Origin of the sequence: Brevibacterium yomogidense, assembly GCF_900163715.1 — a bacterium.
Classification (GTDB): Bacteria; Actinomycetota; Actinomycetes; order Actinomycetales; family Brevibacteriaceae; genus Brevibacterium; species Brevibacterium yomogidense_A.
Genome location: NZ_FWFF01000001.1, coordinates 117,656 through 142,566, shown reverse-complemented (window position 1 = coordinate 142,566; position 24,911 = coordinate 117,656). Strand labels below are relative to the sequence as shown.

The 24,911-nt window shown below is 68.5% G+C and carries 20 protein-coding genes and 1 riboswitch; of the genes, 9 read left to right on the top strand and 11 right to left on the bottom strand.

The annotated features are described in order from the left end of the window. The first annotated feature begins 2 nt into the window (after positions 1–2). Positions 3–842, top strand: a complete 840-nt coding sequence (locus tag FM105_RS00575) for an acyl-CoA thioesterase (RefSeq protein WP_179206999.1) — start codon at positions 3–5, stop codon at positions 840–842. A gap of 162 nt (positions 843–1,004) precedes the next feature. Here FM105_RS00575 and FM105_RS00570 read toward each other — a convergent pair whose 3' ends face one another. Together FM105_RS00570 and FM105_RS00565 are read right to left on the bottom strand one after the other, a co-directional pair. Next, on the bottom strand, positions 1,005–1,790 hold the full coding sequence (locus FM105_RS00570) for a crotonase/enoyl-CoA hydratase family protein (protein ID WP_087003135.1): 786 nt from the start codon (positions 1,788–1,790) through the stop codon (positions 1,005–1,007). 194 nt (positions 1,791–1,984) lie between these two features. Beyond that, positions 1,985–3,157: an acyl-CoA dehydrogenase family protein gene (locus FM105_RS00565; protein ID WP_087003132.1), complete on the bottom strand. Its 1,173-nt coding sequence runs from the start codon at positions 3,155–3,157 to the stop codon at positions 1,985–1,987. A 215-nt stretch (positions 3,158–3,372) separates the two neighbouring features. Between FM105_RS00565 and FM105_RS00560 the strand changes: the two genes are divergently transcribed. The 4 genes from FM105_RS00560 (at position 3,373) to FM105_RS00545 (ending at position 9,187) form a co-directional block, all read left to right on the top strand. Further along, a complete protein-coding gene (locus tag FM105_RS00560; RefSeq protein WP_087003129.1) occupies positions 3,373–4,539 on the top strand; it encodes a thiolase family protein in 1,167 nt (388 codons plus the stop codon). Next, entirely contained in the window at positions 4,536–6,254 is a 1,719-nt protein-coding gene (locus FM105_RS00555) for an AMP-binding protein (RefSeq protein WP_087003126.1), read from the top strand. Before FM105_RS00560 ends, FM105_RS00555 begins: the two co-directional genes overlap by 4 nt. A gap of 243 nt (positions 6,255–6,497) precedes the next feature. Further along, entirely contained in the window at positions 6,498–8,510 is a 2,013-nt protein-coding gene (locus tag FM105_RS00550) for a S1 family peptidase (protein WP_087003123.1), read from the top strand. Positions 8,511–8,701: 191 nt separating this feature from the next. Next, on the top strand, positions 8,702–9,187 hold the full coding sequence (locus FM105_RS00545; protein WP_179206998.1) for an META domain-containing protein: 486 nt from the start codon (positions 8,702–8,704) through the stop codon (positions 9,185–9,187). A 72-nt stretch (positions 9,188–9,259) separates the two neighbouring features. Here FM105_RS00545 and FM105_RS00540 read toward each other — a convergent pair whose 3' ends face one another. Further along, positions 9,260–10,891: a class I adenylate-forming enzyme family protein gene (locus tag FM105_RS00540; RefSeq protein ID WP_087003118.1), complete on the bottom strand. Its 1,632-nt coding sequence runs from the start codon at positions 10,889–10,891 to the stop codon at positions 9,260–9,262. Then, the gene (locus FM105_RS00535; RefSeq protein ID WP_087004197.1) at positions 10,888–11,841 is read right to left on the bottom strand and encodes a cyclase family protein; all 954 of its coding nucleotides are present in this window, start codon (positions 11,839–11,841) and stop codon (positions 10,888–10,890) included. The genes FM105_RS00540 and FM105_RS00535 overlap by 4 nt, the downstream gene beginning before the upstream one ends. 383 nt (positions 11,842–12,224) lie before the next feature. On the opposite strand from FM105_RS00535, the gene FM105_RS00530 reads away from it, so the two are divergent. Together FM105_RS00530 and FM105_RS00525 are read left to right on the top strand one after the other, a co-directional pair. Beyond that, a complete protein-coding gene (locus FM105_RS00530; RefSeq protein WP_087003115.1) occupies positions 12,225–12,809 on the top strand; it encodes a TetR family transcriptional regulator in 585 nt (194 codons plus the stop codon). A gap of 136 nt (positions 12,810–12,945) precedes the next feature. Next, positions 12,946–14,184, top strand: a complete 1,239-nt coding sequence (locus FM105_RS00525) for an acyl-CoA dehydrogenase family protein (protein ID WP_087003112.1) — start codon at positions 12,946–12,948, stop codon at positions 14,182–14,184. 60 nt (positions 14,185–14,244) lie between these two features. On the opposite strand, the gene FM105_RS00520 is transcribed toward FM105_RS00525, so the two are convergent. From FM105_RS00520 to FM105_RS00505, 4 genes are all read right to left on the bottom strand, one after another. Next, positions 14,245–15,858 (bottom strand): hypothetical protein, encoded by a 1,614-nt coding sequence (locus FM105_RS00520; RefSeq protein ID WP_087003109.1) that lies wholly within the window; start codon positions 15,856–15,858, stop codon positions 14,245–14,247. Further along, a complete protein-coding gene (locus FM105_RS00515; protein ID WP_087003106.1) occupies positions 15,833–17,368 on the bottom strand; it encodes a hypothetical protein in 1,536 nt (511 codons plus the stop codon). The genes FM105_RS00520 and FM105_RS00515 overlap by 26 nt, the downstream gene beginning before the upstream one ends. A gap of 241 nt (positions 17,369–17,609) precedes the next feature. Continuing rightward, positions 17,610–18,287 (bottom strand): TetR/AcrR family transcriptional regulator, encoded by a 678-nt coding sequence (locus FM105_RS00510; RefSeq protein ID WP_087003104.1) that lies wholly within the window; start codon positions 18,285–18,287, stop codon positions 17,610–17,612. Between the two features lie 213 nt (positions 18,288–18,500). Beyond that, on the bottom strand, positions 18,501–19,313 hold the full coding sequence (locus FM105_RS00505) for a hypothetical protein (RefSeq protein ID WP_087003101.1): 813 nt from the start codon (positions 19,311–19,313) through the stop codon (positions 18,501–18,503). 30 nt (positions 19,314–19,343) lie between these two features. Then, positions 19,344–19,455, bottom strand: a riboswitch (SAM riboswitch). A 220-nt stretch (positions 19,456–19,675) separates the two neighbouring features. Between FM105_RS00505 and FM105_RS00500 the strand changes: the two genes are divergently transcribed. Continuing rightward, complete coding sequence (locus tag FM105_RS00500; RefSeq protein ID WP_087003098.1) at positions 19,676–20,767, top strand: NAD(P)-dependent alcohol dehydrogenase; 1,092 nt, start codon at positions 19,676–19,678, stop codon at positions 20,765–20,767. Here FM105_RS00500 and FM105_RS00495 read toward each other — a convergent pair. Beyond that, entirely contained in the window at positions 20,665–21,573 is a 909-nt protein-coding gene (locus FM105_RS00495; protein ID WP_087003095.1) for an NAD(P)H-dependent oxidoreductase, read from the bottom strand. The two genes, FM105_RS00500 and FM105_RS00495, sit on opposite strands and share 103 nt — an antisense overlap. 99 nt (positions 21,574–21,672) lie before the next feature. Here FM105_RS00495 and FM105_RS00490 point away from each other — a divergent pair, with 99 nt between their 5' ends. Then, positions 21,673–22,677, top strand: a complete 1,005-nt coding sequence (locus FM105_RS00490) for a GlxA family transcriptional regulator (protein WP_087003092.1) — start codon at positions 21,673–21,675, stop codon at positions 22,675–22,677. 185 nt (positions 22,678–22,862) lie between these two features. Here the strand turns inward: FM105_RS00490 and FM105_RS00485 are convergent, their stop codons facing one another. Both FM105_RS00485 and FM105_RS00480 read right to left on the bottom strand, forming a co-directional pair. After that, on the bottom strand, positions 22,863–24,344 hold the full coding sequence (locus FM105_RS00485) for a TRAP transporter large permease (RefSeq protein WP_179206997.1): 1,482 nt from the start codon (positions 24,342–24,344) through the stop codon (positions 22,863–22,865). Further along, positions 24,334–24,873, bottom strand: a complete 540-nt coding sequence (locus FM105_RS00480) for a TRAP transporter small permease (protein ID WP_143275771.1) — start codon at positions 24,871–24,873, stop codon at positions 24,334–24,336. The genes FM105_RS00485 and FM105_RS00480 overlap by 11 nt, the downstream gene beginning before the upstream one ends. Positions 24,874–24,911: the final 38 nt, after the last annotated feature.

Here is a 24,911-nt window from a genome sequence, read left to right as displayed (position 1 = left end):
ACATGATCGATGCTCTGCTGAACCTGTCGGAGGTGGAGGCCGACGTGTTCGAAGGGCAGCCTCGGACGGGGACGATCCTCCCGAAGACCTTCGGCGGTCACACGATGGGGCAAGCACTCGCCGCCGCGTGCCGCACCGTCGACGGCTCGCGCTCGCCGGTGTCCGCGCAGGGCTTCTTCCTGTCAGCGGGGGACACGGACGGTCCGACCCGATTCACGGTCGAGCGGGTGCGCGACGGGCGGTCCATGGATATGCGCGCGGTCCGTGCGCATCAGGGGCATCGTGAGATCTTCCGACTGACGGCCTCGTTCCAGGCAGAGGGAGACGGCTTCGCGCACGAGGCACCGATGCCGCTGGCTGCTCCTCCGGAAGAGGTGCCATCACTGGTCGACGTCATGGATCGGCACAGCACGCTGGACTCCGGTGCGTGGAGGACAGAATGGTCGTTCCTCGACCTGCGCTACGTCGAGGAGAATCTCATCGATCCCGTGCCGGATCACGGGCGCCAGCAGCTGTGGATGCGGCTGCCCCAGGTTGAGGGTGAGGAGCCGTGGCGGGGACGGTGTCTCATCACGTACGTCAGTGACCTCGCGCTGCTGGCGGCTTCGCTGGTGCCCCATGGGGTCATGCTGGGGGCGCCCGACATCCCGCGGGCGACGCTCACCCATTCCGTCCACTTCCACGCCGACCCCACCCCGGGGGAGTGGGTGTTCATCGATCAGCGGTCGGAGTGGGCGGGCGGTGGGCGCGGGCTGTCGCATGCGGCGATGTACTCGCGCGATGGTCAGCGGCTGGCCACCTTCGTCCAGGACGGGCTGATCAGGCAGCGGCGTCCCCGCTGAATCCGCGCCAGCTGAATGCGATCCAGCTGAACGTGACCCAGCGCTGCCAGGGCTGAATCGCAGCGGCCCCGCCGCCCGGAAGGGGCAGGCGGGGCCGCGGCGGGCTGACCTGTGCGTCGGCGGCGACTGAGCGTCCGCACTGAGCGTCAGCGGCAGGTCAGGTCACTTCCCCGTCCACTGAGGTGCGCGCTTCTCCGCGAAGGCGCGGGAGCCCTCCTTGGCGTCCTCCGACGCGAAGACGTCGGCGACCAGCGGTGCCTGCTTCTGCCAGACCTCGTCCTGCGTCCAGTCCTGCGACTCGACGATGACCTGCTTCGACACCTTGACCGCGAGGGGTCCGTTCGCGGCGATCGTCTGTGCCAGCTCCAGGGCGCCGTCGAGTGCCTTGCCGTCCTCGACGATCGTGTTGACGAAACCGTGCTTCTGGCCGAACTCCGCGCCGTACATGTTGCCCGTGAGCGCCATCTCCATCGCGACCGCGCGGTGCGTGCGCTGCGGCAGGACCGTCACACCGCCGGCGGCGGCCACCAGGCCGCGCTTCACCTCGGGCGTGCCGAACTTCGCTGTGTCCGCCGCGACGACCAGATCGCACGCGAGCATCGTCTCGAACCCTCCGGCCAGCGCGTAGCCCTCGACTGCTGCGATGAGCGGCTTCTTGGGCGGCGCCTCCGTGAGCGACAGGAAGCCGCGTCCGTCGATGGACGGGCGCTCGCCGCGGAGGAACCCCTTGAGGTCCATGCCTGCGCAGAAGGTCTTCCCCGCACCCGTGATGACAGCGACGAACAGATCATCGTTCGCATCGAAGTCATCGAGGATCTGGGCCATCATCTGCGCCATGTTCTGCGTGGCGGCGTTCTTCGCCTCCGGCCGGTTCAGGGTGATGACGAGGACATTGCCCTGGACCTCGGTGAGGACCTCTGCGGTCTGCGACTCGGTGTTCTCCGACATGCGTGCTCCTTTGCTTCGAATGCTTCGAGTGGGTGTGCGGTGCCGACCTCGTCGAGGTCCTGCACGGATGTTCAGTATTGCAGGCCCGAGGTCCGGGCCGGGGAGTCAGTCGGACCCGGACCAGCCGAACCCAGACCGGAGCCGGGACCCGGCCCGGACCTCGGGCCCGGTTCGACTGTCAGAGCCCCGCCGGCTCACGACCGGCGTGCCGACAGCCCCATGTCCTTCGCGATGATCGTCTTCATGACCTCGGACGTGCCCCCGTAGATGCGGGTGACCCGCGCGTCCGTGTAGAGGCGGGCGATCGGGTACTCGAGGATGTAGCCGTAGCCGCCGTGCACCTGCAGGCAGCGATCGATGACGCGGCCCTGGACCTCGGTGGTGAATAGCTTCACCCGCGCGGCGTCGGCCGGGCTCAGCTCGCCCGCGTCGTGCGCCTCGAGCGCCTGGTCGAGCATCGCCTGCGCCGCGGCCGTCTCCGTGGAGCACTCCGCCAGCACGAACTTCGTGTTCTGGAACGAGGACAGGGGCTGCCCGAACGATGTCCGCTCCTGCGCGTACTCGGATGCCAGACGGATGGCCGACTGCGCGGTCGACACGGCGTTCACCGCGATCGTCAGCCGCTCCTGCGCGAGGTTGTGCGACATGTACTCGAACGCGCGCCCCGGCTCGCCCAGGATGTCGGCGTCCTGCACGACGAGGTCCGTGAAGTGCAGCTCCACCGTGTCCTGGCTCTTGATGCCGATCTTCTCGAGGTCCCGGCCCACCTCGAAGCCGGGGGAGTCGGTCGGGACGACGAAGATCGTGAGGCCTCCGCGGCGGTCGTCCGGGTCGTACGCGCTGGTGCGCGCGATGACGAGCACGAGGTCCGCATTCGCACCGCCGGAGATGAACGTCTTCGACCCGTTGAGCACCCAGGCGCCGTCCTCGCGCTGCTCCGCGCGCGTGCGGATGCCGGTGAGGTCCGAGCCCGTGCCCGGTTCCGTCATCGCGATCGCGGCCATGAGGGTGCCGTTCGCCATCCCCGGCAGCCAGCGGCCCTTCTGCTCGTGAGTCGCGTACTCGAGGATGTAGGGGGTCACGACGTCCTGGTGGACGCGCAGCGAGCCCAGGCTGGTGCAGGCCCGCGCGGTCTCCTCCGTGAGGATCGCGTTGTACTTGAAGGTGTCGGTCTGCCCGCCGCCCCCGAACTCCTCCGGGATCTGCAGGCCGATGAGCCCCAGTTCGCCCATCTTCGCGAACACGGCCTTGTCGATCCGACCGGCGTCCTCGTACTCCTGGAACTTGGGCGCCAGCTCGCGCTCGACGAACTCGCGAGCCAGGGCGCGGAAGGACTCGTGGTCCTCGTTGTAGACGGTTCTGCGCATGGAAGGGGTCTCCGTTGACTGTGGTGGGGTTGACTGAGATGTGGACGGCTTTTCCGGAGGTATCGAACAATCGTTAAGATTGTTTTCACGCTATAGGGTGCACGAAAGCGGTGCAACTGGACTGCGGACTGACAGAGTCCGCGGACTGAAAGAGTCTGCGGACTGACAGAGTTACTGACTGCACGGACAGTGGAGTCCCACGAAGGAGTGAGTCGATGCCGGAAGCAGTGATCGTCGATGCGGCGCGTACAGCAGTGGGCAGGAGGGGCGGAGCCCTGCGCGACGTCCATCCCGTCGACCTCGGGGCGCACGTGCTGCGCGGACTCGTGGAGCGGAACGGGATCGACCCCGCGCTGATCGAGGACGTGGTCTTCGGCTGCGTGACCCAGGTGGGGGAGCAGAGTTCGAACGTCGGCCGGTGGGCGGCTCTGGCGGCCGGCTTCCCGGAGACCGTCGCGGGGACGACTGTCGACCGTGCGTGCGGATCGTCCCAGCAGGCACTCACCTTCGCCGTCGCCTCCGTCATCGCAGGCCACAGCGACATCGTCATCGCCGGAGGCGTCGAGTCGATGACGCGCGTGCCCATGGGCTCCCAGCGGAACAACGGGCCGGGCAAGGCCTTCGGCCCCTCCATCGCGGAGCGCTACGGCTGTGAGGGCTTCAGCCAGGGCGAGGGTGCGGAGATGGTCGCGGAGCGCTGGAACCTCACGCGCACGCAGCTCGATGAGCTGGCGCTCGAATCGCATGCGCGCGCACTCGCCGCGACCGAGGCCGGGGTCCTCTCCGAGCAGATCCTCCCCATCTCCGGACTCACCAAGGAGGGAGAGTCGCAGGACTTCCGCAGGGACGAGGGCATCCGCCCCGGCGGCACGCTCGAGAAGCTCGGCACCCTCCCGACGGTCTTCAAGGAGGACGGTGTCGTCACGGCCGGCAACTCCTCGCAGATCTCCGACGGTGCCTCCGCACTCCTCGTGATGACGCCGGAGCGCGCCCGCGACCTGGGGCTCACCCCCATCGCCCGGGTTCACACGGCTGCGCTCGCCGCCACGGATCCGGTCATCATGCTCACCGCGCCCATCCCGGCGACGGAGAAGGCTTTGAAGAAGTCCGGCCTGTCCGCTGCCGACATCGGCATCTTCGAAGTCAACGAAGCCTTCGCCTCCGTCCCGCTGGCATGGATGCAGGAGTTCGGCGTCGGCGCCGACCGTGTGAACCCGAACGGCGGAGCGATCGCGTACGGTCACCCGCTCGGTGCGTCCGGTGCCCGCATCATGACCGACCTCATCCACCACATGCGCGCGACCGACACGCAGTACGGCCTGCAGACCATGTGCGAGGCCGGCGGCCAGGCCAACGCCACGATCCTGGAGCTGATCCGATGACCGCGAACACTCCTACGCAGCAGACCGCAGCGACCTCGGCCTCGGCGACCCCTGCCTCGGCGGCGGTGCCGTCACCGCAGCCGGCGACCCGTACGATGGGCGAGCTCCTCTACTCGGCCTTCACCCGCTTCGATCGGCGCACCGCGTTCGTCGACGGCGACCGCACGCTCACCTACGCGCAGTCGGCGGCCCGGGTCCAGGCCATCCGCGACTCGCTCCGTGCGGCGGGGGCGAAGCCCGGCGACTACGGCGCGCTGCTGGGCAGCAGCCGGCCGGAGACGTTCTTCTCGACGTCGGCGATCTACCTCGAAGGGCTGCGGGTGAGTCCGCTCCATCCGGAGAACGGCATCCGCGACCATCGCCAGTCGCTCGAGCTCTCGCAGGTGCAGTACCTGCTCTATGAGCAGGGGCGGTTCGACGACATGGCGCGCGAACTCGCGGAGACCGTCCCCGGCCTCACCGTCATCCCCGTCGAGATCCTCGATCCGGCATCGCAGGCGCAGGGCGCCGAGGCCGTCTCCGGCTTCTCCGTCCTCGACCGGCCCGTGCGTGTGGACCCGGAATCGGACGCGTCGCTCGGATTCTCCGGCGGGACGACCGGAACGCCCAAGGGGATCGTGCGCTCGCACCGGACGATGGTGACGAATGCGCTCTTCACGGTGATCGACTGGGAGTGGCCGGCCGACAACCGGTTCCTCGTGACGACGCCGATGTCCCACGCCTCGGGTGCGATGGCCCTGCCGATCCTGCTGCAGGGCGGCTCGATGGTCATGCTGGACAAGTTCTCGCCGCAGGCGTTCGTCGATGCGGTCGCGCAGCACCGGATCACGTCGACGTTCCTCGTGCCGACGATGATCTACCGGATCTTAGACCTGCCGCAGGAGCAGCTGGACCGGCTGTCGTCGCTGGAGACCGTCGTCTACGGCGCGTCCCTCATGGACCCGTCGCGGATGCAGGAGGCGCTGACCCGGATCGGGCAGGTGTTCCTGCAGCTCTACGGCCAGTCGGAGGCGCCCAACCTCATCACCGTCCTCCGGAGGGAGGACCACGATCCGACGGTTCCGGGCAGGCTTGCGTCCGCCGGCAGGGCGACCTCGTGCGCGGATCTGACGATCCGGGACGACGAGGATCGGGAGGTGCCGGTGGGCGAGGTCGGCGAGGTGTGCGTCTCCGGGCCCATCGTCATGACCGGCTACTGGCAGAACCCGGAGCTCACGGCGGAGACGCTGCGCGACGGACGCCTGCACACGGGTGACCTGGGCCGTCTCGACGAGCACGGATTCCTCAGCATCGTGGGCCGTAAGAAGGACATGATCATCACCGGTGGCCTCAACGTGTACCCCGCCGAGGTCGAGGCCCGCATGCTCGAGCACCCCGCCGTCGCCCAGGCGTGTGTGGTGGGGGTCCCCGACGCGGACTGGGGAGAGCGGGTCGTCGCCGCAGTCGTGCTGCGGGAGGCGCGAGTGGCGGAGGGCGGCGATGGTTTCACGGGCGACGCTGGGTTGACGAACGGCACCGCCGCCGAGGTCCCTGCCGGGGGCCGCGGGCCGGCTGCGGATGGCCTCGTCGAGGAGATCCGGGCCTTCGTCCGCGAGGAGAAGGGGAGTGTCCAGACTCCGAAGGACGTCGTGTTCGTCGAGGGCATCCCAGTGACGAAGATCGGGAAGCCGGACAAGAAGGCGATGCAGGAGCAGCTTGCGGCATCCCTCGGTTGAGGGAGTGCGGGATGGCTGTGTGTGACGGCTGCGTGTGAGCCGACAGCGTGTGGGTAGACCGCGTGTGAGCGCTGTCATGTGATGTGGGCAACGAATCCGTTGTGATCATTCGGTGATCAAAATGGTCAGAAGTGTTACGCCGCCGCGATCTTTGGCACAGTGTCCACTGAGCGTCGTGTAGTTCAGCTGTGCGATGTCGGAGATTTTCGACTCGATGTCATGAGAGATCAGAGGAAGAACAGTATGAAGAACCCTGAGACGGGCAAGCGGTTCGTCGCGCTGAGCGCGGCCGTCGCCATCGGACTCGGCGGAGTGGCCCTCACGGTCCCCGCCATGGCTGCGAACGAAGCGCCCGAAGAGCTGGCTGCGGCGGTCGCCATGGCCGCTGAGAAGAGCGATCAGATCGCGGCCGTCGGCTACAACGCCAACCGTGACGTCGTCGTGCAGGTCGTTGAGGGCTCGGGCATCAGCGCGGCGTCTGACGAGCTCAAGCCGGTCACTGCTTTTGCGAAGAGCGAGGACAGCAAGAAGGTCCTCGTCGAAGAGATCCCCAACGGATACAGCGAGGTGAACGCTGAGGATGTCGTCGGCGGCGCCGGTTACGCAGTGCCCAAGGGCGGGCCCAACTACGGGCTCTGCTCGTTCGGGTTCCCGGCTACCGGTCCCGGCGGTGAAGAGGCGATCATCACCGCAGGTCACTGCGGCGAGGTCGGAGAAGACGTCCTCCTCGAGAAGCCCTCGCAGTCGAACGCCGGAGCCAACGATTACCACAACCCGGAGCGCCCGTTCGAACTCTTGAAGTCAGAGCCCATCGGCTCCTTCACGCACTCCGAGTTCGGTGAGACTCCGATCGATATTGACGACCCAGAAGCAGGCGATCCCAGCCTGTACAACCCGGCGAGCACGCAGGATTTCGGGGTCATCACGCTCGAAGACGACACTGTCACCACGCATCCCGAGGTGACGGACTGGACGACGGCCCAGGGCGACGATCTTTCCGCTTCGACGAAGCCTGTTGCGGGCGTCCACAATGTGACGACCGACGACATCGGCAAGGAGATCTGGCGCTCCGGCCGTACCTCCGGAATGCAGTCGGGACCGATCCCCTCCGATGAAAACGAAGGTGGAATCGGCGGCATCGTCGATGGTTACTCCGTCGTGCCTCTCCCCGACGGGAGCGGCCATTCGCTGGTCTACGGGTTCGCAGCGAAGGCCCTGGGCATCCCGGGCGATTCGGGTGGCGCTGTCATGATGGGCGACCAGGCAGTAGGCGTCACGTCGCTGTCCAACTACCAGGGCGAAGACCAGGGCGACGACAACTGGATCTGGGTCGCTGAGCTGGCTGAAGGCCTCAAGTACCTCCCCGGAGACTACGAGGTCAAGACGACCGCGGACGACGAGGAGCCCTCGCCGACTCCGACGGCAACGGAGGATCCGACTGAGGAGCCCACCGAGACGCCGGATCCGACTCCCACAGCAACTGAGACGCCGGAGCCCACGCCGACCGCGACAGACTCCCCGGAGCCCACGCCGACGGCGACTGAGGACCCGACGGACGAGCCCACCGAGGACCCGACCACGCCGGCACCGACTCCGACCGAGACGGATTCCCCGGAGCCGACTCCGACGGACACCGACTCCCCGGAGCCCACGGAGACTGCTACCGACGAGCCCACGACCCCGGCGCCGACTCCGTCTGAGACGGAAGAGGCGGACGAGGACGCTGAGTTGACCGTCGACCCGCGCGAGATCGCTGCTGAGCAGTTCCTCGCCGAGGACGAAGACCAGGCCATCGAGCAGGACCGCGGCGTCACCTACTCCGTGACAGGAGTGGAGCCCGGTTCGGACGTCACGTTCGACACCTACGCGTCGACCGACTCCGCATCCGCCAACGCGGGTTCGGAAGAGGCACCGGCCGAGGACTCCAACGATGCACCGGCTAAGTCGGTCACGGTGACCGCTGACGAAGACGGCAACGCTTCGTCCCGCGTCTGGGGCCTGCCGACGGCACCGGCCGAGGCCTACATCGGTGATTACGAAGTCCTCGTGACGGCTGAGGGCGAGACACTCGAGAGCTCGTTCGTGGTTATCGGTGAAGACGGCGGCGACGGAGGCCAGGACGATGGCGACAACGGTGAGGGCGGCGACGACCTGCCGCGCACCGGTTCGACCACCGCTCCGCTGGCTGCCGGCGCAGCCGGACTGGTCGCCCTGGGTGGCGCACTGGTCTACGTGGCTCGCCGCCGCAAGGCCTGAGCACAGCTGAGCCCGGAGGCGCTCCGACTCCCTGAGACGGAACGCTGACGGTTGACGAAGGGGTACTCGCACACGCGAGTGCCCCTTCGTCGTCGGACAGAGCCGAACCGTCCGGCATGAGGGCATTCGGGTGTCCCTCAGCCTCGCCCGTTAGCATGAACCAGCCGACCCCCTACCCCACGGAGGGACCCATGAAGGTACCGATCCGCCTGGCAGCACTCACCGTCTTCTCCGCACTGGCACTCGTCGGATGCGGGACGAACGACGGTCCTGGGGAAGACCCCACCACTGCCGCTCCCGCTGCGGATCCGGTCTTCGAGGGGCGCTGGGTCGCCGATGACCCCGCCGACGCATTCCTCGAGTTCACCGAGGTCGACGAGGGCGGCGGCACGATGGGCGGGTCCGACGGATGCAACGGACTCCAGGGGGAGTTCCACATCGACGGCGACACCGCAGAGATCGAGCGCGGCGCCGGCACGCTCAAGGGCTGCCCGGGTGTCGACACCTGGCTCAGTGGAGTGACCGTGGTCGTGGTCGACGGCGACACGATGCACATCCAGGACGACGAGGGCGAAGAGCTCGGCGTTCTGACGCGCGATGAGGGTGGCGACGCCACTCCGACACCGACCGGCAGCGCTGGGGCCTCGATCGACGAAGCAGAGGATTCCGAGGACTGAACTGCGCGGGGACATGACTGTGGGCCGGAAGGATGATCATCCTTCCGGCCCACATCGCTGCTGGTCCGCGTCCTAGTCCCGGAGCGCTCGGCGCATGATCTTGCCGGTGGCGGTCTTCGGCATCTCGTCGAGGATCCCGATGCTGCGCGGGATCTTATAGGCGGCCAGCTGCTCGCGGCAGTGCGCCACGAGCTCCTCCTCCGTGACGGACTGGCCCGTCTTGACGGTGACGTATGCGGCGACCGTCTCGCCCCGGTAATCGTCCGCGACCCCGACGACCGCGGCCTCGGATACCGCAGCGTGGTCGTAGAGGACGCCCTCGACCTCACGCGGCCACACCTTGTACCCGGCCGCGTTGATCATGTCCTTCTTCCGGTCGACGAGGTAGATCCACCCCTCGGCATCCCGGAACGCGACATCGCCGGTGTGGAGGAAGCCGCCATCCGTGATCTCCGCGGCCGTGGCCGCGTCGTTCTGCCAGTAGCCCGGGGTGATCTGCGGCCCACGCGCCCAGATCTCCCCGTATTCGCCGTCGGGCAGGTCTGCTCCGGCGTCGTCCACGATCCGCAGCTCTGTGTCGTACACGGCACGCCCCACGGACAGTGAGCCCGAGTCCGGATCGACCGGTGACCGCTCACCGACCGGCCCGACCGTGATCGGCGACGCCGTCTCGCTCATCCCGTACGCGCTGTGGATGTAGGAGCCGTAGACCTTCTCCAGCCGATCCGACAGCGATGGGGCCACAGGGGCGCCGCCCGTGAAGACGACCTCCAGACTGGCGAGGTCGCCGTCCTGCAGCTCCGCTGAATCCGCGATCGCCATGAGCGCAGTGATGGCACCGATCGTGAAGACGGGACGCCACTGACGAATCGATTCGATCACCGCGACCGGGTGGAACCGATGGCTCAGGACGAGCGGACACCCTGCACGGATGCCGTACGCCAGATGCCCCACGGACCCCGTGATGTGGAAGAGCGGTGCGACGGCCAGGATCGGCTGGCCCGGCTCCAATCCGCCCATCTGCGCATACGTCTCCGCATTGAACGCGATGTTGCCGTGGGTGTTGATCGCGCCCTTGGGGCTGCCCGTCGTGCCCGACGTGTACGTCAGCAGGGCAGGATCCGCCGCCGAGGTCCCCGGCCGGTCCGCGGTTCTCTTCCCTCGCGGAAGGTCCTCGAGGGAGAGCAGGACGCTGCCGTCGGGAGCAGGGCGAGCCGCACCGATGTCCGCCGGCACGGCCTCGACGCGGATGCCGCCACCGTCAGGCTGCCAGCGGAGGAACCCACCGAGCACGGTGACGCGGACGGAGGAGTCCGCGACGACCTCGGCGGCGACGTCGTCCCACAGGGTCGGCAGGGTGACGAGCGCCTTCGCACCGGAATCCTGCAGGTGATAGCGCAACTCGCGGGCGGTGTTCATCGGGTTGATGGGAACGCCCACCGCCCCGAGCTTCCATGCAGCGATGACGCCGACCGCGAAGAGCGGATCATTCTGCGTGTACAGCGCGACCCGGTCTCCCGCAGCGACGCCGTGGCCGGCCAACGACGCCGCAAGGGCATCTGCCTGCTGGTCGACCTCGCCGAAGCTGAGCGTCTCGCTGAAGGAGTGCAGGAACGGCTGATCAGCGGATTCCCGCACCCGGTGCTCCCACGCGTCGAGCATCGTGGGTGAGGCCGGTGTGAGGGATTCCGTGAACGGCTTCATCGGATGGCCACCGGATTGACCGGCGACCCCGTCGCCCGGTGGATCTTCAGCGGTGCTGCGACGTAGAGGAAGTCCCAGCGGCCGTCCGCAGCGCACGCCGCAGCCAGCTCCTCCAGATCACAGATCTCCGTGAGAGCGATGCCGAGGTTGCGCATGAGCGCGTTGTGGAGCGTGAGCGCCACACCGGTGTCCGGGTCGGTCGTCACCTCGTTCGCGATCGTGTCCGTGACGAGGTTGGGGATCTCCATCTCATGGAACCACGTCACGAGCTCCGGGCTGTACTGGAGCCCCGGCTCGCAGAAGTCCTCATAGAACGCGTCGCCCTGCTCGAAGAACAGCTGCAGGTGGTTCGTGCGGATGAGCAGGATGTCGTGCTTCTCGATGGTCACGCCCTGAGCCTCGGCGGCGGCGAGCAGGTCGGTGTGGTCGAAGGTGCGCTTGGACTCGATCGCCTCGACGCCGAAGTGCCGCGCCATGTCGATGAGGACACCGCGTCCCACGACGCCGCGCTGGGCGATCGGCTCGACACTGGCCTTGTCCAGGCCGCCGATCGTCGTGCGCGCGTCGTAGCCGTTCCAGATCTGTCCGCCGTACCAGACGTGGCCCAGCGCGTCGTACTGCGTGGACCCCTGCAGGAACGCGACGAGCTTGTCGTCCGCGTAGTGGAGGCCGCCGGGGAAGGCGGGGGCGTCGTCGCCGTCCCACGCGGATTCGTCGATGACCATCTCGCGCTCGGCGGGGAGCCGTGACGGCCAGACCGGATCGCCCTTCGGATCGCCGATGAGGCGCTGGAGCGTGTGGACCTCGCCGCCGCGGATGCTGCGGACGCCGCGCAGGACCTGGTCGTTCGTCAGGAAGTTGAGGGAGCCCACCTCATCGTCGTCACCCCAGCGTCCCCAGTTCTTCGGGGCGTCTGCGAGGAGGTCGTTGAGATCCGGAGCATCGGACATGATCGTCACGCCTTTCGGGAGGGTTCACGCCTGCGCGATGCGGATCCGCCGTGGGGGCCGCGAGGATGATCAGGTGCGCGGGGCGTGCCGGTCGTCGTTGGCCGGTGCCGCCAGCATTGCCGTCGCCTGGCGGGGTGTCAAGGGGTGCGCGGGCTTTCGAGGCGAACGCACGTTCGGGGTCATGGCCGCTGTGCGGAATGGGTGCCTGTGGGGCAGCTGCTGGAGAGAATGGCCAGCTGTCAGGACGACTGGGTTTGCACGGTGCTCTCTCAGGGCTGCAGGCTGGTCGTTGACGAACAAGCGTTCGGTGCGTAGCGTGTCGATCAGCCGGTGCCGTGGGCGAATCGGCGAATGCTGCGGCCAGCAGTGCGAAGGAGCAGACGATGGCACGGACGAGGTCGACCAGGGACGCGATCCTGGACGCCGCCGTGGATCGGTTCGAGCGCCTCGGCTACCACGGGACGACCATGCGCGACATCGCCCGGGGAGCAGACCTGACCGTCGCCTCGATCTACAGCCACTTCCCCTCGAAGCAGCAGATGCTGCAGGACATCATGGTGCGCGTGCTCAGCGATGGGCTCGCACTCACCCGCAGCGCAGTGCTCCGTGCAGGCCGCCGACCGGACGAACAGCTGAGCGCGCTCATGCACGCCTGGCTCCTCTTCCACACCGAACGGAGGGCGGAGGCGCTCGTCGGGGCATCGGAGATCCGCAGCCTCGACCCGCACGGTCGCCGCCTGATCGTCGCACTGCGGGACGAGCAGGAGGCGATGTTCCGCGACGTCGTCATGCGAGGCGTCGAGGACGGAGGGTTCGCCACCCCGTATCCCGCGGACGCCGTGAGGGCGCTCATCGCGATGGGCACATCGGTCCCGTCCTGGTACTGCCCGGACGGCGAGCTCACCCCGGAGCAGATGGCCCAGAGGTACGTACGACTCGCAGCGGCCACCGTCGAATCCGGTCGATGAACCATCGACCGCACGAGGCCCAGCACAAGAGCCAGGTGCACCAGACACAGCCGACGAGCCAGACATGCCCATCACACCAGTACTCAGACAGCTGAACACAGCCATACACGGCAAGCCGTAGACAGAAGGAGAGATCATGACCGATCAGCTGAAGGCGATGCCCGTGAGACCGGACGTCGACTCCCTGGACCTGCGCCCCTCGGCGCGTGCACTCGAGCTGCGTGAGGAGCTCGTCGACTTCATGCATGCCAGCGTGTTCCCGGCGGAGGCCGAGTACGACGCATACCGGGCCGAGCGCGACCCGCGCGACGGGTCCGTGCCGCCCGTCGTGGAGACCCTCAAGGCGGAGGCCAAGTCGCGCGGACTGTGGAACCTCTTCCTGCCGTCCGAATCGGGCATCAGCCAGCTCGACTACGCGGGGCTCGCGGAGATCACCGGGTGGAGCCTCCACCTGGCTCCGGAGGCCACGAACGGCCAGGCGCCGGACACCGGCAACATGGAGCTGCTCCACATGTTCGCGACGGAGGACCAGAGCAAGCAGTGGCTGCAGCCGCTGCTGAACGGTGAGATCCGCTCCGCGTTCGCGATGACGGAACCGGCGGTCGCGAGCTCGGATGCCACGAACATCGAGACGACGATCCGCCGCGAGGGCGACGAGTACGTCATCTCCGGCCGGAAGTGGTGGACGTCCGGGGCGAAGGACCCGCGCTGCAAGATCATGATCGTCATGGGCAAGACCGATGTGGATGCGGAGAAGCACAAGCAGCAGTCGATGATCCTCGTGCCGATGGACACTCCCGGTGTGACAGTCGTGCGCGATCTTCCGGTGATGGGCCACCACGACCAGCACGGCCACTGCGAGGTCGAGTTCAACGACGTCCGCGTGCCCGCGGCGAACCTCTTGGACGAGGAGGGCTCCGGCTTCGCGCTCGCCCAGGCGCGCCTGGGCCCGGGTCGCATCCACCACTGCATGCGTGCGCTGGGCGCGGCGGAGCGGGCGCTGTCGCTGCTCGTCGACCGGTCGCAGAACCGGATCGCGTTCGGCAAGCCGCTCGCGGAGCAGGGCGGGGTCCAGCAGGACATCGCCGAATCGCGCATCGCGATCGATCAGGCGCGACTGCTGTGCCAGCACGCGGCTCGCACCATCGACATGCACGGGAACAAGGCGGCGGCCGGCCTCATCTCTGCCGCGAAGGTCGCCGTTCCGCGTGCCACGCTGCAGGTCATCGACCGGGCCATCCAGGTCCACGGCGGCGCGGGCGTGAGCGACGACGTGCCGCTGGCGGCGATGTACGGCTGGCACCGCGCGATGCGGCTCTTCGACGGACCGGACGAGGTGCACCTGCGGACGCTCGCCAAGCGCGAACTGCGCTGAGTGAGAGGTGCCGAGGCAGGGGAGGTGACCCGCGCCTCGGCACTTCCCCCGCTCGGCGTCTCACCCGCTCGTCGCAGTGGCATCCCACGCGTCGATGAACTCCTGCTCCCACCCGCGAGGCGTGCGCTCGGCTCCGGCGAGCCTGTTCGCGGCCTCCTGCGCGGTGCCGTCCGCCGTGGAGGTGAAGGCCAGCCGGTCGTCATCGGCGAAGATGATCTCCGCGGTGCCGTCCCACCCTCCGGTGCGCAGTGCGTCGACGAGGGCGGTGCGGCCGTCGGCCGTGCGGGGATCCGGTCCCGTCGACCGGTCGAGGCGGATCCGCAGGTCTGCGGCGTGCGAGATCTCCTCGACGTCGACGGATGTGAAGCCGGCTTCCCAGAGCCCTGCGACGAGCTCGATGTGGTCCGGCCAGTCCGCGGCGCGGAAGACGGAGCCGGTTCCCGCTCCGCTGGTGTGCTTCACGGTGACGTCTGCGTCGGATTCCAGCGGCCAGTCCGGCGAGGAGACGAGCCGTGCAGCCGCGCGCAGTCCGTCCGCGTCGGCCGCGTGGGCGGTGAGCGTGTCATCCACGGCATCCGCCGAGGCCGTCGCCACCTCTGCATCCGCGAGTGCGGCCAGCGCGTCCGCCACATCGTCCAGGTCGCCGGAGTCGCCGGGACCGTCGATCGAGAGTCCCGAGTCGGCCTCGACGGTGAACGTGCCGATCGTCTGGTCATCGAAGTGCTCGAGGAGCGTTCGGTGGGCGGGGACCGCGTCTGCGTCCTCTGCGACCGTGAGCGTGCCCTCCGTGACGACAGGCGGGTGCTCGGCGGCCGGGTCGGAGTCGTTCTCGTCCGCGGTGGTGCCGGTCGTCTCACTCGCGGCGTCGCCGGAATCGACAGAGTCTGAAACGTCCGCGTCGGGGTGCTTGCTGTCGGGATGCTCGACGGTGATCTCAGCTCTGACGACCTCGGTACCGGTGTCTGCTGCGGCCCGATGGAGTGTGCGCGCCGCCTCGGACACTGCGACGGCACCGAGGTCCAGCCGATAGCGTGGGCCGCCATCGTCCGCGGGCGCAGCCTCGACCTGCACGACCCCGCTATCCTCTGCAGTCTCTGCGGCGGTGTCTGCCGCCTCCTGGGCCCATGCGTGCACGTCGGTGCCGTCGTCCAGTTCGATCTGCGTCGTGCCGCCGATCTCGCCGAGGCTGCCGGCACTCACATCCGGAAGCGTGAGGAGGCGCGGGAGGAGACTCAGGTCGATGTTCTCCGATTCGGGGACGCAGTTGCAGCTCGTGCTGGTGTCAACGGGAACCTCACCGGTGAAGGGGCCGCTCGAGATCGTCACGTGCGGTGGGCCGTCGGGATAGCGGTGGTCGTTGACGAGCGCGAAGGCGTCGTCCCCCGTCGAGCGGAGCGCGGCCGCATCGGCCTCCTCGTCGAGGGCGACGGTGAAGGCGGTAGCGGTGGTGTCGTCCGCGCCATGCGCTTCGTCCGTGGGCAGGTGCGGGCCGTCGACCGAGGCGACGGCAGGCAGGGCGCGCAGGGCCTCGGCGGCGGTCCCGTAGTCGGAGGCGGGACGATCGTCTGCGAGGCCGCAGCCCGTCGCGACAAGCAGCAGCGCAGCGATCGAGGCGACGATGGCGGGGGAGCGGCGGGCCTGCATGCGCTCAGCCTGCCGTCGCGTCCCAGGCATCGACGAACTCCTGTGCCCATTCGGACAGCTCGGCGGAGGCGTCGCCCTGGGGGTTGTGCGGGTTCAGCGCCTTGCCGTCGGCTGTCGACTCGAACGTGAGGTGCTGGGAGTCCTCAAGGGTGATGCGTGCGTTGGCCTGCCAGTCGGCGCCGCGGAGCGCTGCGATGAGGGCGTCGCGACCTGCAGCGGTCGTGAAGTCCGGTCCCTGGCCGCGATGGATCGTGACAGCGGTGGCCGATTCGCCGCGCTCCGTCGCGTCGATGAAGCCCGCGTCCCACAGCGATGCGAGGACGTCCACGCGTTCGCCCCACCACTCAGCAGCGAGGGAGGAGTCCGCATCCGGTGAGTCCGGGTGGTGCAGCGAGACGCGCTCCGTGGGCTCCAGCGGCCACGACGACGAGGACACTGCGTCCGCGACGTCCCGGAGGACACCGGTGTCGGGTGCTTCCACCTCAGCCTCCCGCAGTCCCGCGGACACCGAGGTCAGCGAAGCGCCCAGGTCTTCGATCTGCTCGTGGGCGGACAGGACGTCGTCGATCGAGGGAGCGCTCGGGCTGTAGTGGCTCTCGACGGACGAGCCGTAGTCCAGACGGAGCCCGTCGCCCGTGTGGAACGTGAAGCCGGTCAGTGCGTCGTACTCGTCGGTGAACACGTCATCGAGCTGTTCGAGCGCGTCGAGCGACTGGAGCTCCAGGTCGGCGTCGACGTCTCCCTCGGTGTAGACCTCCGCCGTGACGACCGTCGCGTCCGCGGCGTCTGCAGCTGTGAACAGCTTCTGGACGGCCTCGGTGTTCGCCTCGGAGCCCAGGTGGAACCTGAATGATTCCTCGAGGTCGTCGGAGTCCGCGGGGACCCACCTGCGGTCGACCGCCGAGCTGCCGGCAGCGGAGCCGGCGGCTGTCTGCGCGTCCGTTCCTCCGTCTGCCCCAGGGGTGTCGTCGGGGCCCTCCGTCTCCTGTGAGTCCTCCTCCGCGGGATAGGCGTGCACGCGTGTGTGCCCGTCCCGGGTGACGGCATCCTCGACCCAGGTGCGCAGGTCCGCCCCCTCCGCGAGGGTGACGGTCGCAGTGCCGTTGCGCAGGATCCCCGATGCGACGTCCGGCAGCGCATGGAGGTGCGGCAGATCCGTCAGGTCCAGGCGGTCCGATCGGTATGTGCCCGTGTCCGGATCGCTGTAGCCGTACGCGCCCTCGAGGGTGTACGGTCCGCTGACGATCGTGAGGGGCGAGGCGTCATAGCCGACTCCGGCGTCTCCGAGCAGCCGCATGATGCGACGGCCTGTCGTCCGGAGCGCGGCCTCGTCGGCCTCAGCGGAGATCTCGGCGGTGAACGCTTCCCCATCCCCGTCCCCGTCGGTGTCGACCGACTCGACGGCCGGGAGTTCGGCGACGGATTCGGCGAAGGCCTCGTAGTCGACCTCCGGCTCGGATCCGACCTCGCCGCAGGCGGTGACGGTGAGCACGAGGGCGAGGCCGCTCAGGAGCGCGGGGGCGCGGAGACCGGCAGGCATGTCTCGGACCGGACAGGGGCCTCGGCGGCGGTGTGTGCGCGTGCTGGTCATATGACCAGTTTGCGTGAGGCGGGGGCCGCCGACGATGACGCCGTCGTGCCCGAAGCCGCACATGTGTGGCGGATCAGGCACGACCGCGGACGGGGGCCGGGTTCAGGCCAGCGGTGAGCTGGCTGCGCGTCGGTCGTGAGCTGGTCGTGGACCCGCCGTGCTGAGGCGGACGCCCGCCTCAGCATCAGCGTCAGCGCTTGATGGGGGCCGCGGTGCCGTCGAGTCGGCCGCTGAAGTCCGCGATGTCCTCGAGGGGGAGGGCGAGCAGGCGCTCGAGCTCTGCGTCGTCCGGGTCATGGGCCAGCAGGCGCAGGCTGAAGCGCGTGTACTCCCGCTCCAGGTCGTCGACGGTCATGTCGCCGTCCGTGGAGAACCACAGGGGGATCGCGTTGATGATCGACAGGATCGCGCGCGACGCGGTCTCAGAGCTCTCGACTGCGAAGACGCCGGAGGCCCGGCCCTCTTCGACGACGTCGGCGAAGATGTTGCGGGACTCCTTCTGGAGTTCGCGGATCGTCCCGAAGCTCTCAGGGTTCAGGCGCTCGGTGTCCCGCAGGATCACACGGCTGATCTGGCGGTACATCGACCGGTAGCGAACCGTGAAGCGGACCAGCACGGTGAGCCGGTCGATCGGATCCGACCCCGCTGCGTCGACGGTGGCACGCGCCCGCTCGCTGAACCACGTGAAGGCGTTGTGGATGAGCTCGTGCAGTGCATCCTGCTTCGACGGGAAGTAGTAGTACAGTGCGGAAAGGCTGAGCCCCGCCTCCTGCGCGATGTCGCGGATCGACGCACCGTCGAATCCGTGCCGTGCGAAGGTGATCCGCGCGGCGCGCAGGATCTCAGCGCGTCCGTTGGTGGTCGCCACGTCGAACTCCTCTTTCGTCATCCGCTGTCGGAAGCGCTTCCACGTGACGGCGACACTGCCGCGCGTGGGCCCTTCGGACGAGCTCTGGTCTGCGGTCTCACCGATCTGAGTGATCGTTCGGTAAGAACATATTGAGACACTACCCGAAATTGTGAGCGGGTGGCATGGGTGAGGCGCCCTGCCGACTGTGATTCACGGCGCGTCGTCGGGGCGTCACCACCTCCGTCGGCGGTTCTCGCCCCGCACGCCGCCGTTCTCCACGGCGTCCCGCAGCTCGTCCGCCCGCCTTCGCGCATCCGCCCACCTGCGCTGCGCGCCGTCGAAGCCGTCGCGGACTTCGAGCAGGGTATGTGCGGCCTCGGCCTCCGCGCGGGCACGGATCGAGCGCTCGCGGAAAGTCTGCGACGATTCGTCGACCGATCTGCGGCGCCGGTCCCGCTCGCGCGAATCCGCGTTGCTCCAGCGCTTCGGGTCAGCGTGCGGATCGAGCCCGTAGCGCGCGCGGCGCCGGGCCAGGACCGCGTCGTAGCGGGCGGCGTACACGCGCGCCGTGTCGTACGCGTCCGACGCCGTCGGGTCGAATCCGCGCTCCTCCGCGCGCAGGAGTGCGTAGTGCGTCGCGGCTTCGGGCGACAGACCCCGGGTGAGGAGGAGCGGCCAGCCGGCCCAGACCTCGGCGTCGAAGGTGTGCCCCGGCTGGCTCAACGGGTGCTCGACCGTGTGGTTGTGCGGGTGCGCCGCGTACCGCGTGGCCGGCACCCACCGCAGCGACACGATCCATGCGGCGAAGGTCGCGGGCGTGAAGCCCAGGGCGACCGCGATCCTGGCTCTGCCGGCCTGCTCGGCGGATCGCGGGACCCGGCCCGCGGTGAGGCTGGACGACCTGATGCCGAGGATGCCCGCTCCGGACGGCCGCGGCAGGTACCGGAGGGTGACCCGCGCCCACGCGAGGGCCTCGTCGTGGGTGAACCCCTCCCAGGGATCCGTGGTGGGGTTGGGACGGTCGTGAGTGGATGGTGAGGACATGGGGTCCTGCTTCCCCGAGGCCGGGCCTCGCATCGAATCTTGCCCGCGGGGGACACCGCGGGCCCGTTCTCCGCCTGGGGGCACCCGGCCGATCATCGGGTTGCCGTGCGGTCAGCCAGGCCTTCGACCGCATCTCTGGAACGTGCCCCCGACTGTACGTGGGGGTACGGACACGGGCCTGCCTCCGGTCACCGTCCGTCATACGCTCGGACTGCCGAGGTGCCGGACGCCGCAGCGGCCGACCGGTACCTCGGCGGGGGTTCGGCCCGCCGTCGCACGGGTTCGTGCGACGGTGGGGATCGCCTCCCGAGCAGTCCCGCTGACATACTGGCAGCGACTCATCCGTCCCCACAGGAGGAACAGTGACGATCACCGTCAAGGCACTGCAGAAGACCGGTCCCGACCAGCCGTTCCGCGTGGCGGACCTCGAGCGGCGCGATGTCGGTCCCCGCGACGTCCTCATCGACATCAGGGCCGCCGGGATCTGCCACAGCGACATCCACACGATCCGCAACGAGTGGGGCGAGGCGCACTTCCCGCTCGCCGTCGGCCACGAGATCGCGGGTGTCGTGGAGGCGGTGGGCGCGGAGGTCTCAGGGTTCTCGGCGGGCGACCGCGTGGGCGTGGGATGCCTGGTGAACTCGTGCGGCGAATGCGCGGCCTGCGCGGACGGCGAGGAGCAGGAGTGCACCGGAGGCAAGGGCCGGAAGGTGGGCACGTACAACTCCGTCGATGTCGACGGGTCGATCACGCAGGGCGGTTACGCCCAGAAGGTCGTGGTCGACGACCGATTCGTGCTGCGCATCCCCGACGCCCTGGACTTCGACCGTGCGGCGCCGCTGCTGTGCGCCGGCATCACGACCTACTCGCCGATCGCCCGCTGGGGCGTGGGCGAGGGGACGAAGGTCGCCGTGCTGGGCCTGGGCGGCCTGGGCCACATGGGCGTCCAGATCGCTGCGGCGAAGGGCGCTGACGTGACCGTGCTGAGCCGCACCCTCAAGAAGGAGGAGACCGCGCTGAAGCTGGGCGCCTCACGCGTGCTCGCGACGACGGAGGACGACTTCTTCCGCACGCACCGGAACCAGTTCGACTTCATCCTCAACACCATCAGTGCGGACATCCCGGTCGACAAGTACCTGGGCCTGCTGCGACCGCGCGGCGTCATGGCGGTCGTCGGACTGCCGCCGGAGAAGCAGCCCGTGGGCTTCGGCGCGCTGATCGGCGGCGGGAAGGTGCTCACCGGATCCAACATCGGCGGCATCCGCGAAACGCAGGAGATGCTCGACTTCTGCGCTGAGCACGGGTTGGGCTCCTGGATCGAGAAGGTCGGCGTCGACGAGGTGGACGACGCCTACGACCGCGTGGTCGCTGGAGACGTGCTCTTCCGGTTCGTCATCGACACGTCGACGTTCGAGACGGCGAAGGCCGAGTCCGCCGAGGCCGTCGCCGGCTGATCCTGCGGCTCGCCCTGGGCCTCCTCGTGGGCGAGGGCTGATGCGTGGACCGCGAGGCCAGAGCCTCCGGGTGAGAGTTCTGGTCTGAGGACCAGCTCCTCGTCGTAGTCGCCGCCGTTCTGCGAGCGGTAGGGGATCGGCCGGGTCTCGCCGATCGCGGCGACGTGCCGGCAGACGGCATCAGCGGCAGTGCGGAAGCTCTGGTCGTCCAGACGGTTCGCGCTGTAGACGGCGACGGGCGGGAGCACGGACATGCCCGTGTACCAGAAGGTGCCGTGCAGCAGCGGGAAGAGGACCTGATCCAGCTGACCGTTGATCCCGCGCGGTCCGAAGGCGGCCTCGGGCCCCCCGATGCTGGTGAGGACGAGCACTCGCTTCCCGGACAGGACCCCCTCGCCGTAGCGCAGGGTCCTGCCGGGGTGATCCGGGTCGGTGACCCCGTAGGCGTAGCCCTTCACGAACACGCGGTCGATCCATCCCTTCAGGATCGCCGGAGGCGCGTACCACCAGAGCGGGAACTGGAAGACGACCGCATCGGCCCAGTCGAGCTTCTCCTGCTCGGCCGTGATGTCCTCGCTCAGGGCGCCGCGCTCATAGGCGTGCCCGGATGCCTGGCCGATACCGGCGGGATCGTCGTGGTCCCCGGTGAAGTCGTCGCGGTCGAGGGTGGGCTTCCACCCCATGCCATAGAGGTCTGAGACGCGGTAGGGGTGTCCCGCCTCCGCGAGTGCCGCGAGGCCCTCGTCGCGCAGCGCTGAGTTCAGAGAGGCCTGGTCCGGGTGGGCGTAGATCCACAAGACGTTCATGGGGGTCCTGTTCGGTCGGCGGCTGAGTCCCTCTCAGTCTCCAGTGCGTCGCCTCTCGGCTCGAGTGGCCGGGTGGCCAGTATATGAAAGAATCCGGCCATGACTGGTTTCACGGCCTCGGAACGGCACCGCATCGCAGTCCTCGTCCGCCCGGGGGTGCGACCGATGGAGCTCGGGCTGATCCACCAGCTGTTCGGTTCCGCGCTCTCGAGTGAGGGCGCTCAGCTCTACGAGGTCCTCACGTGCACCCCGGAGCCCGGCACGATCCGCACGAACACTGACTTCGCGATCACGGTGGAGCACGGGACGGACGTCCTCGCGCAGGCCCATACCGTGGTGGTCCCGGCCGCTCAGGACGACTACGCGCCGTTGCCGGACGGCGGCCTCTCCCCGCAGATGCGAGAGGTCTTCGCGCGGTTGCGCCCCGGGGTCCGCATCGCCTCGGTCTGCACGGGCGCTTTCGTGCTGGCCGCTGCGGGGCTTCTGGACGGCCGCAGAGCGACGACGCATTGGAGCCACGTCGAGGAATTCCGTGCCCTGCACCCCGCAGTCGAGCTGCTGCCGGACGTCCTCTACGTCGACGAGGGCGAGGTGCTCACGTCAGCGGGAGAGGCGGCGGGCATCGACATGTGCCTGCACATGATCCGGAACGATCACGGAACTGCTGTGGCAAAGGCCGTCGCGCGCACCACCGTCGTTCCACCGCATCGCGACGGAGGGCAGGCACAGTACATCCGTCTTCCCGTCACGGAACCGACCTCCGACGGGATCGGCGCGGCCCGGGAGTGGGCGCTGGAGAACCTGCATCGTTCCCTGTCGCTCCAGGACTTCGCGACACAGGCGACGATGAGCGTGCGCACGTTCACCCGGCGGTTCCGTGCGGAGATCGGCATGAGTGCTCGGCAGTGGCTGATCCAGCAGCGCACCGAACGGGCGCGCGAGCTGCTCGAGGATTCCGACCTGCCGATCGACGAGGTCTCGGAGAGGTCCGGTTTCGGTACGTCGGTCTCGCTGCGCCAGCACTTCAGGGACACTCTGAACACGACGCCGAGTGCCTACCGCAGAACATTCCGCGGCGCGGAGCGCCCCGGGACGACGGTGTGAGCAGGGTCTCGAGGTGCCAGAGCGCAATTCTGAGAGGCCGGAGCCTCCGGGTGCGCATTCCGGTCTGAAACGCCTGTCGTGACAGGCGGTTGGAGGGTTCGGGGGGCGGGTGCGTGCGCCCGCCCCCCGAACCATTAGGGTGTCCCTCGCGACGATGGTGCATCGAAGAGAGCGGCGAACTCGCGCTACTCAGCGAATGACAGCTCCGGCAGGATCGTGACCAGATCCGGGAAGAAGATCAGGATCAGCGCGACAGCGATCGTGATCGGGATGAACGCGATCGATGCGCGCATGACGTCCGTGATGGAGATCTTCTGCCCCAGGTTCACCTCCTTCGACTGCGAGAGGCGGAAGATCACGTACAGGAGCACTCCCACCGGAGGAGTGATGACGGCGAGCTCGCCCAGCAGCACGATGAAGGCTCCGAACCACAGCGGATCGATGCCGAACGCCGGCATGATCGGAAGCAGGAGCGGCACCGTCAGGAGGATCATCGCGATCGGGTCCAGGAACAGCCCCAGCACGATGTAGAAGAGGATCAGCGCGAGCAGGAACTGGACGCGCGTCATGTCGCTCCCCGCGATGAGGTCGGTCGCCGCCTGCGTCACACCGGTCAGCGCGAGCGCTCGTGCCAGGACCGCCGACCCTGCCAGCAGGAGGAAGATCGACCCGGTCGACGCAAGTGAATCGCGCACCGCCTCCCACAGGGCCCGGCCGCTCTCGCCGCGACGGTAGACGAACAGCATCACCAGGGCCACGAACGCGCCGAACGCACCGGCTTCGGTCGCGGTGAAGAATCCGGAGTACAGGCCGCCGACCACGAGCAGGATGACCAGCGGCACCTGCCAGAGGTCCTTCAGGCTCCGGATGCGGTCCTGCCTCGTGGCGGGCGGCGCTGATCTGATGTCGAACTTCGACTTCATGATGAGGCTGGTGACGATGAGGTACGTGATGTACGCGCCGACCAGGACGAGTCCGGGCAGCAGTCCTGTGAGCAGCTGCTGGCCCACTGACGTCCCCGCGATGCCCGCATACACGACCATGATGATGCTGGGCGGGATGAGCTGGCCACCGCTGCCGGCCATGAGCACCGAGGTGAGCGCGATGCGCTTCGGGTAGCCCGCACGCAGCATCTCCGGCAGCGCGATCCTGCCCAGTGCGTACGCGATGCCGACACTCGATCCGCTGGCCGCGCCCATCGCGGCTCCCGCGACCTTCGTCGTCACGGCGAGGCCGCCCGGCATCCAGTTGAGCCACACTCCGGCACCCGCGTACAGCTTGTTCGTGATGCTGGATCGCCAGAGAAGGAAGCCCATGAAGATGAACATCGGCAGCACGCTGATCGACCAGCTCGACGCGGAATCGTACGGTGCGTTCTTGAGGGCGGACACCAGTCCGACCGATCCATAGATCACCCAGATCGCATAGACGCCGCTCAGAGCCATCGCGACGCCCACATGCAGGCCGGACAGGATCAGGCACAGCAGCATCGCGAGCGAGTACACCCCGACGGCGACCTCGTGCACGGTCTGGTATGCCAGGACCATGAAGACAGCGGCGAGGGCGAGGAGGATGATCGGGGCGGCACTCCTGAGGCGCCGGGGCCTCCGAGGTCCGGGGCCGGCGTCGTGAACCCGCTTCGTGAGGGTCTCTGCATCAGTGGTCATGAGTGGCTCCTGTCTCCACTGCCGCGCCCTCGGGGAGGCTGTCGGTGGGAGTTCCGTCGTGCGCTGCGGTCGTGCGGCTGCGGTGCGTGAGCGCTCGCCAGCCGTCGGAGAGGACATACCCGATGAAGACGAGCGCGAAGAGCGGCACTGCATAGCGGGTGATCCAGACGGGCCAGCCGGTGTCGATGCCGTACTCGCCGCGCGCCTGGTTCTCGAGTGCGCCCGCGAATCCCGCGTACGCGAGGAGGGCGAGGAAGACGATGAGGATCGCGGAATTGATGACGGCCATGACGGCGCGCACGCGAGGCTGTGCCCCGTCGACCACGAAGTCGACGACGATGTGCTCGCGCGCCCAGTGGGCGATCACCCAGCCGGCGAAGACCATCGGGACCATCCACCAGCGAGTCGTCAGCTCGACGGCTGCCGGGAGCGGGGTCCCGGTGATCGACCGAACGATCACGTTCGCGACGGTGTAGGTCATCATGAGCAGCAGCGCTGCCGCTCCGAGGAATGTGACTGCCTTCTTCACCAGAGGGCTCCTATCGGTTCTGCGGGGATGTGCCCGCT

Excerpts from the sequence above, each read along its gene's own strand:
- FM105_RS00575 (WP_179206999.1), top strand. The coding sequence starts at position 3 with ATGATCGATGCTCTGCTGAACCTGTCGGAGGTGGAGGCCGACGTGTTC.
- FM105_RS00570 (WP_087003135.1), bottom strand. The coding sequence starts at position 1,790 with ATGTCGGAGAACACCGAGTCGCAGACCGCAGAGGTCCTCACCGAGGTC.
- FM105_RS00565 (WP_087003132.1), bottom strand. The coding sequence starts at position 3,157 with ATGCGCAGAACCGTCTACAACGAGGACCACGAGTCCTTCCGCGCCCTG.
- FM105_RS00560 (WP_087003129.1), top strand. The coding sequence starts at position 3,373 with ATGCCGGAAGCAGTGATCGTCGATGCGGCGCGTACAGCAGTGGGCAGG.
- FM105_RS00555 (WP_087003126.1), top strand. The coding sequence starts at position 4,536 with ATGACCGCGAACACTCCTACGCAGCAGACCGCAGCGACCTCGGCCTCG.
- FM105_RS00550 (WP_087003123.1), top strand. The coding sequence starts at position 6,498 with ATGAAGAACCCTGAGACGGGCAAGCGGTTCGTCGCGCTGAGCGCGGCC.
- FM105_RS00545 (WP_179206998.1), top strand. The coding sequence starts at position 8,702 with ATGAAGGTACCGATCCGCCTGGCAGCACTCACCGTCTTCTCCGCACTG.
- FM105_RS00540 (WP_087003118.1), bottom strand. The coding sequence starts at position 10,891 with ATGAAGCCGTTCACGGAATCCCTCACACCGGCCTCACCCACGATGCTC.
- FM105_RS00535 (WP_087004197.1), bottom strand. The coding sequence starts at position 11,841 with ATGTCCGATGCTCCGGATCTCAACGACCTCCTCGCAGACGCCCCGAAG.
- FM105_RS00530 (WP_087003115.1), top strand. The coding sequence starts at position 12,225 with ATGGCACGGACGAGGTCGACCAGGGACGCGATCCTGGACGCCGCCGTG.
- FM105_RS00525 (WP_087003112.1), top strand. The coding sequence starts at position 12,946 with ATGACCGATCAGCTGAAGGCGATGCCCGTGAGACCGGACGTCGACTCC.
- FM105_RS00520 (WP_087003109.1), bottom strand. The coding sequence starts at position 15,858 with ATGCCTGGGACGCGACGGCAGGCTGAGCGCATGCAGGCCCGCCGCTCC.
- FM105_RS00515 (WP_087003106.1), bottom strand. The coding sequence starts at position 17,368 with ATGCCTGCCGGTCTCCGCGCCCCCGCGCTCCTGAGCGGCCTCGCCCTC.
- FM105_RS00505 (WP_087003101.1), bottom strand. The coding sequence starts at position 19,313 with ATGTCCTCACCATCCACTCACGACCGTCCCAACCCCACCACGGATCCC.
- FM105_RS00495 (WP_087003095.1), bottom strand. The coding sequence starts at position 21,573 with ATGAACGTCTTGTGGATCTACGCCCACCCGGACCAGGCCTCTCTGAAC.
- FM105_RS00490 (WP_087003092.1), top strand. The coding sequence starts at position 21,673 with ATGACTGGTTTCACGGCCTCGGAACGGCACCGCATCGCAGTCCTCGTC.
- FM105_RS00485 (WP_179206997.1), bottom strand. The coding sequence starts at position 24,344 with ATGACCACTGATGCAGAGACCCTCACGAAGCGGGTTCACGACGCCGGC.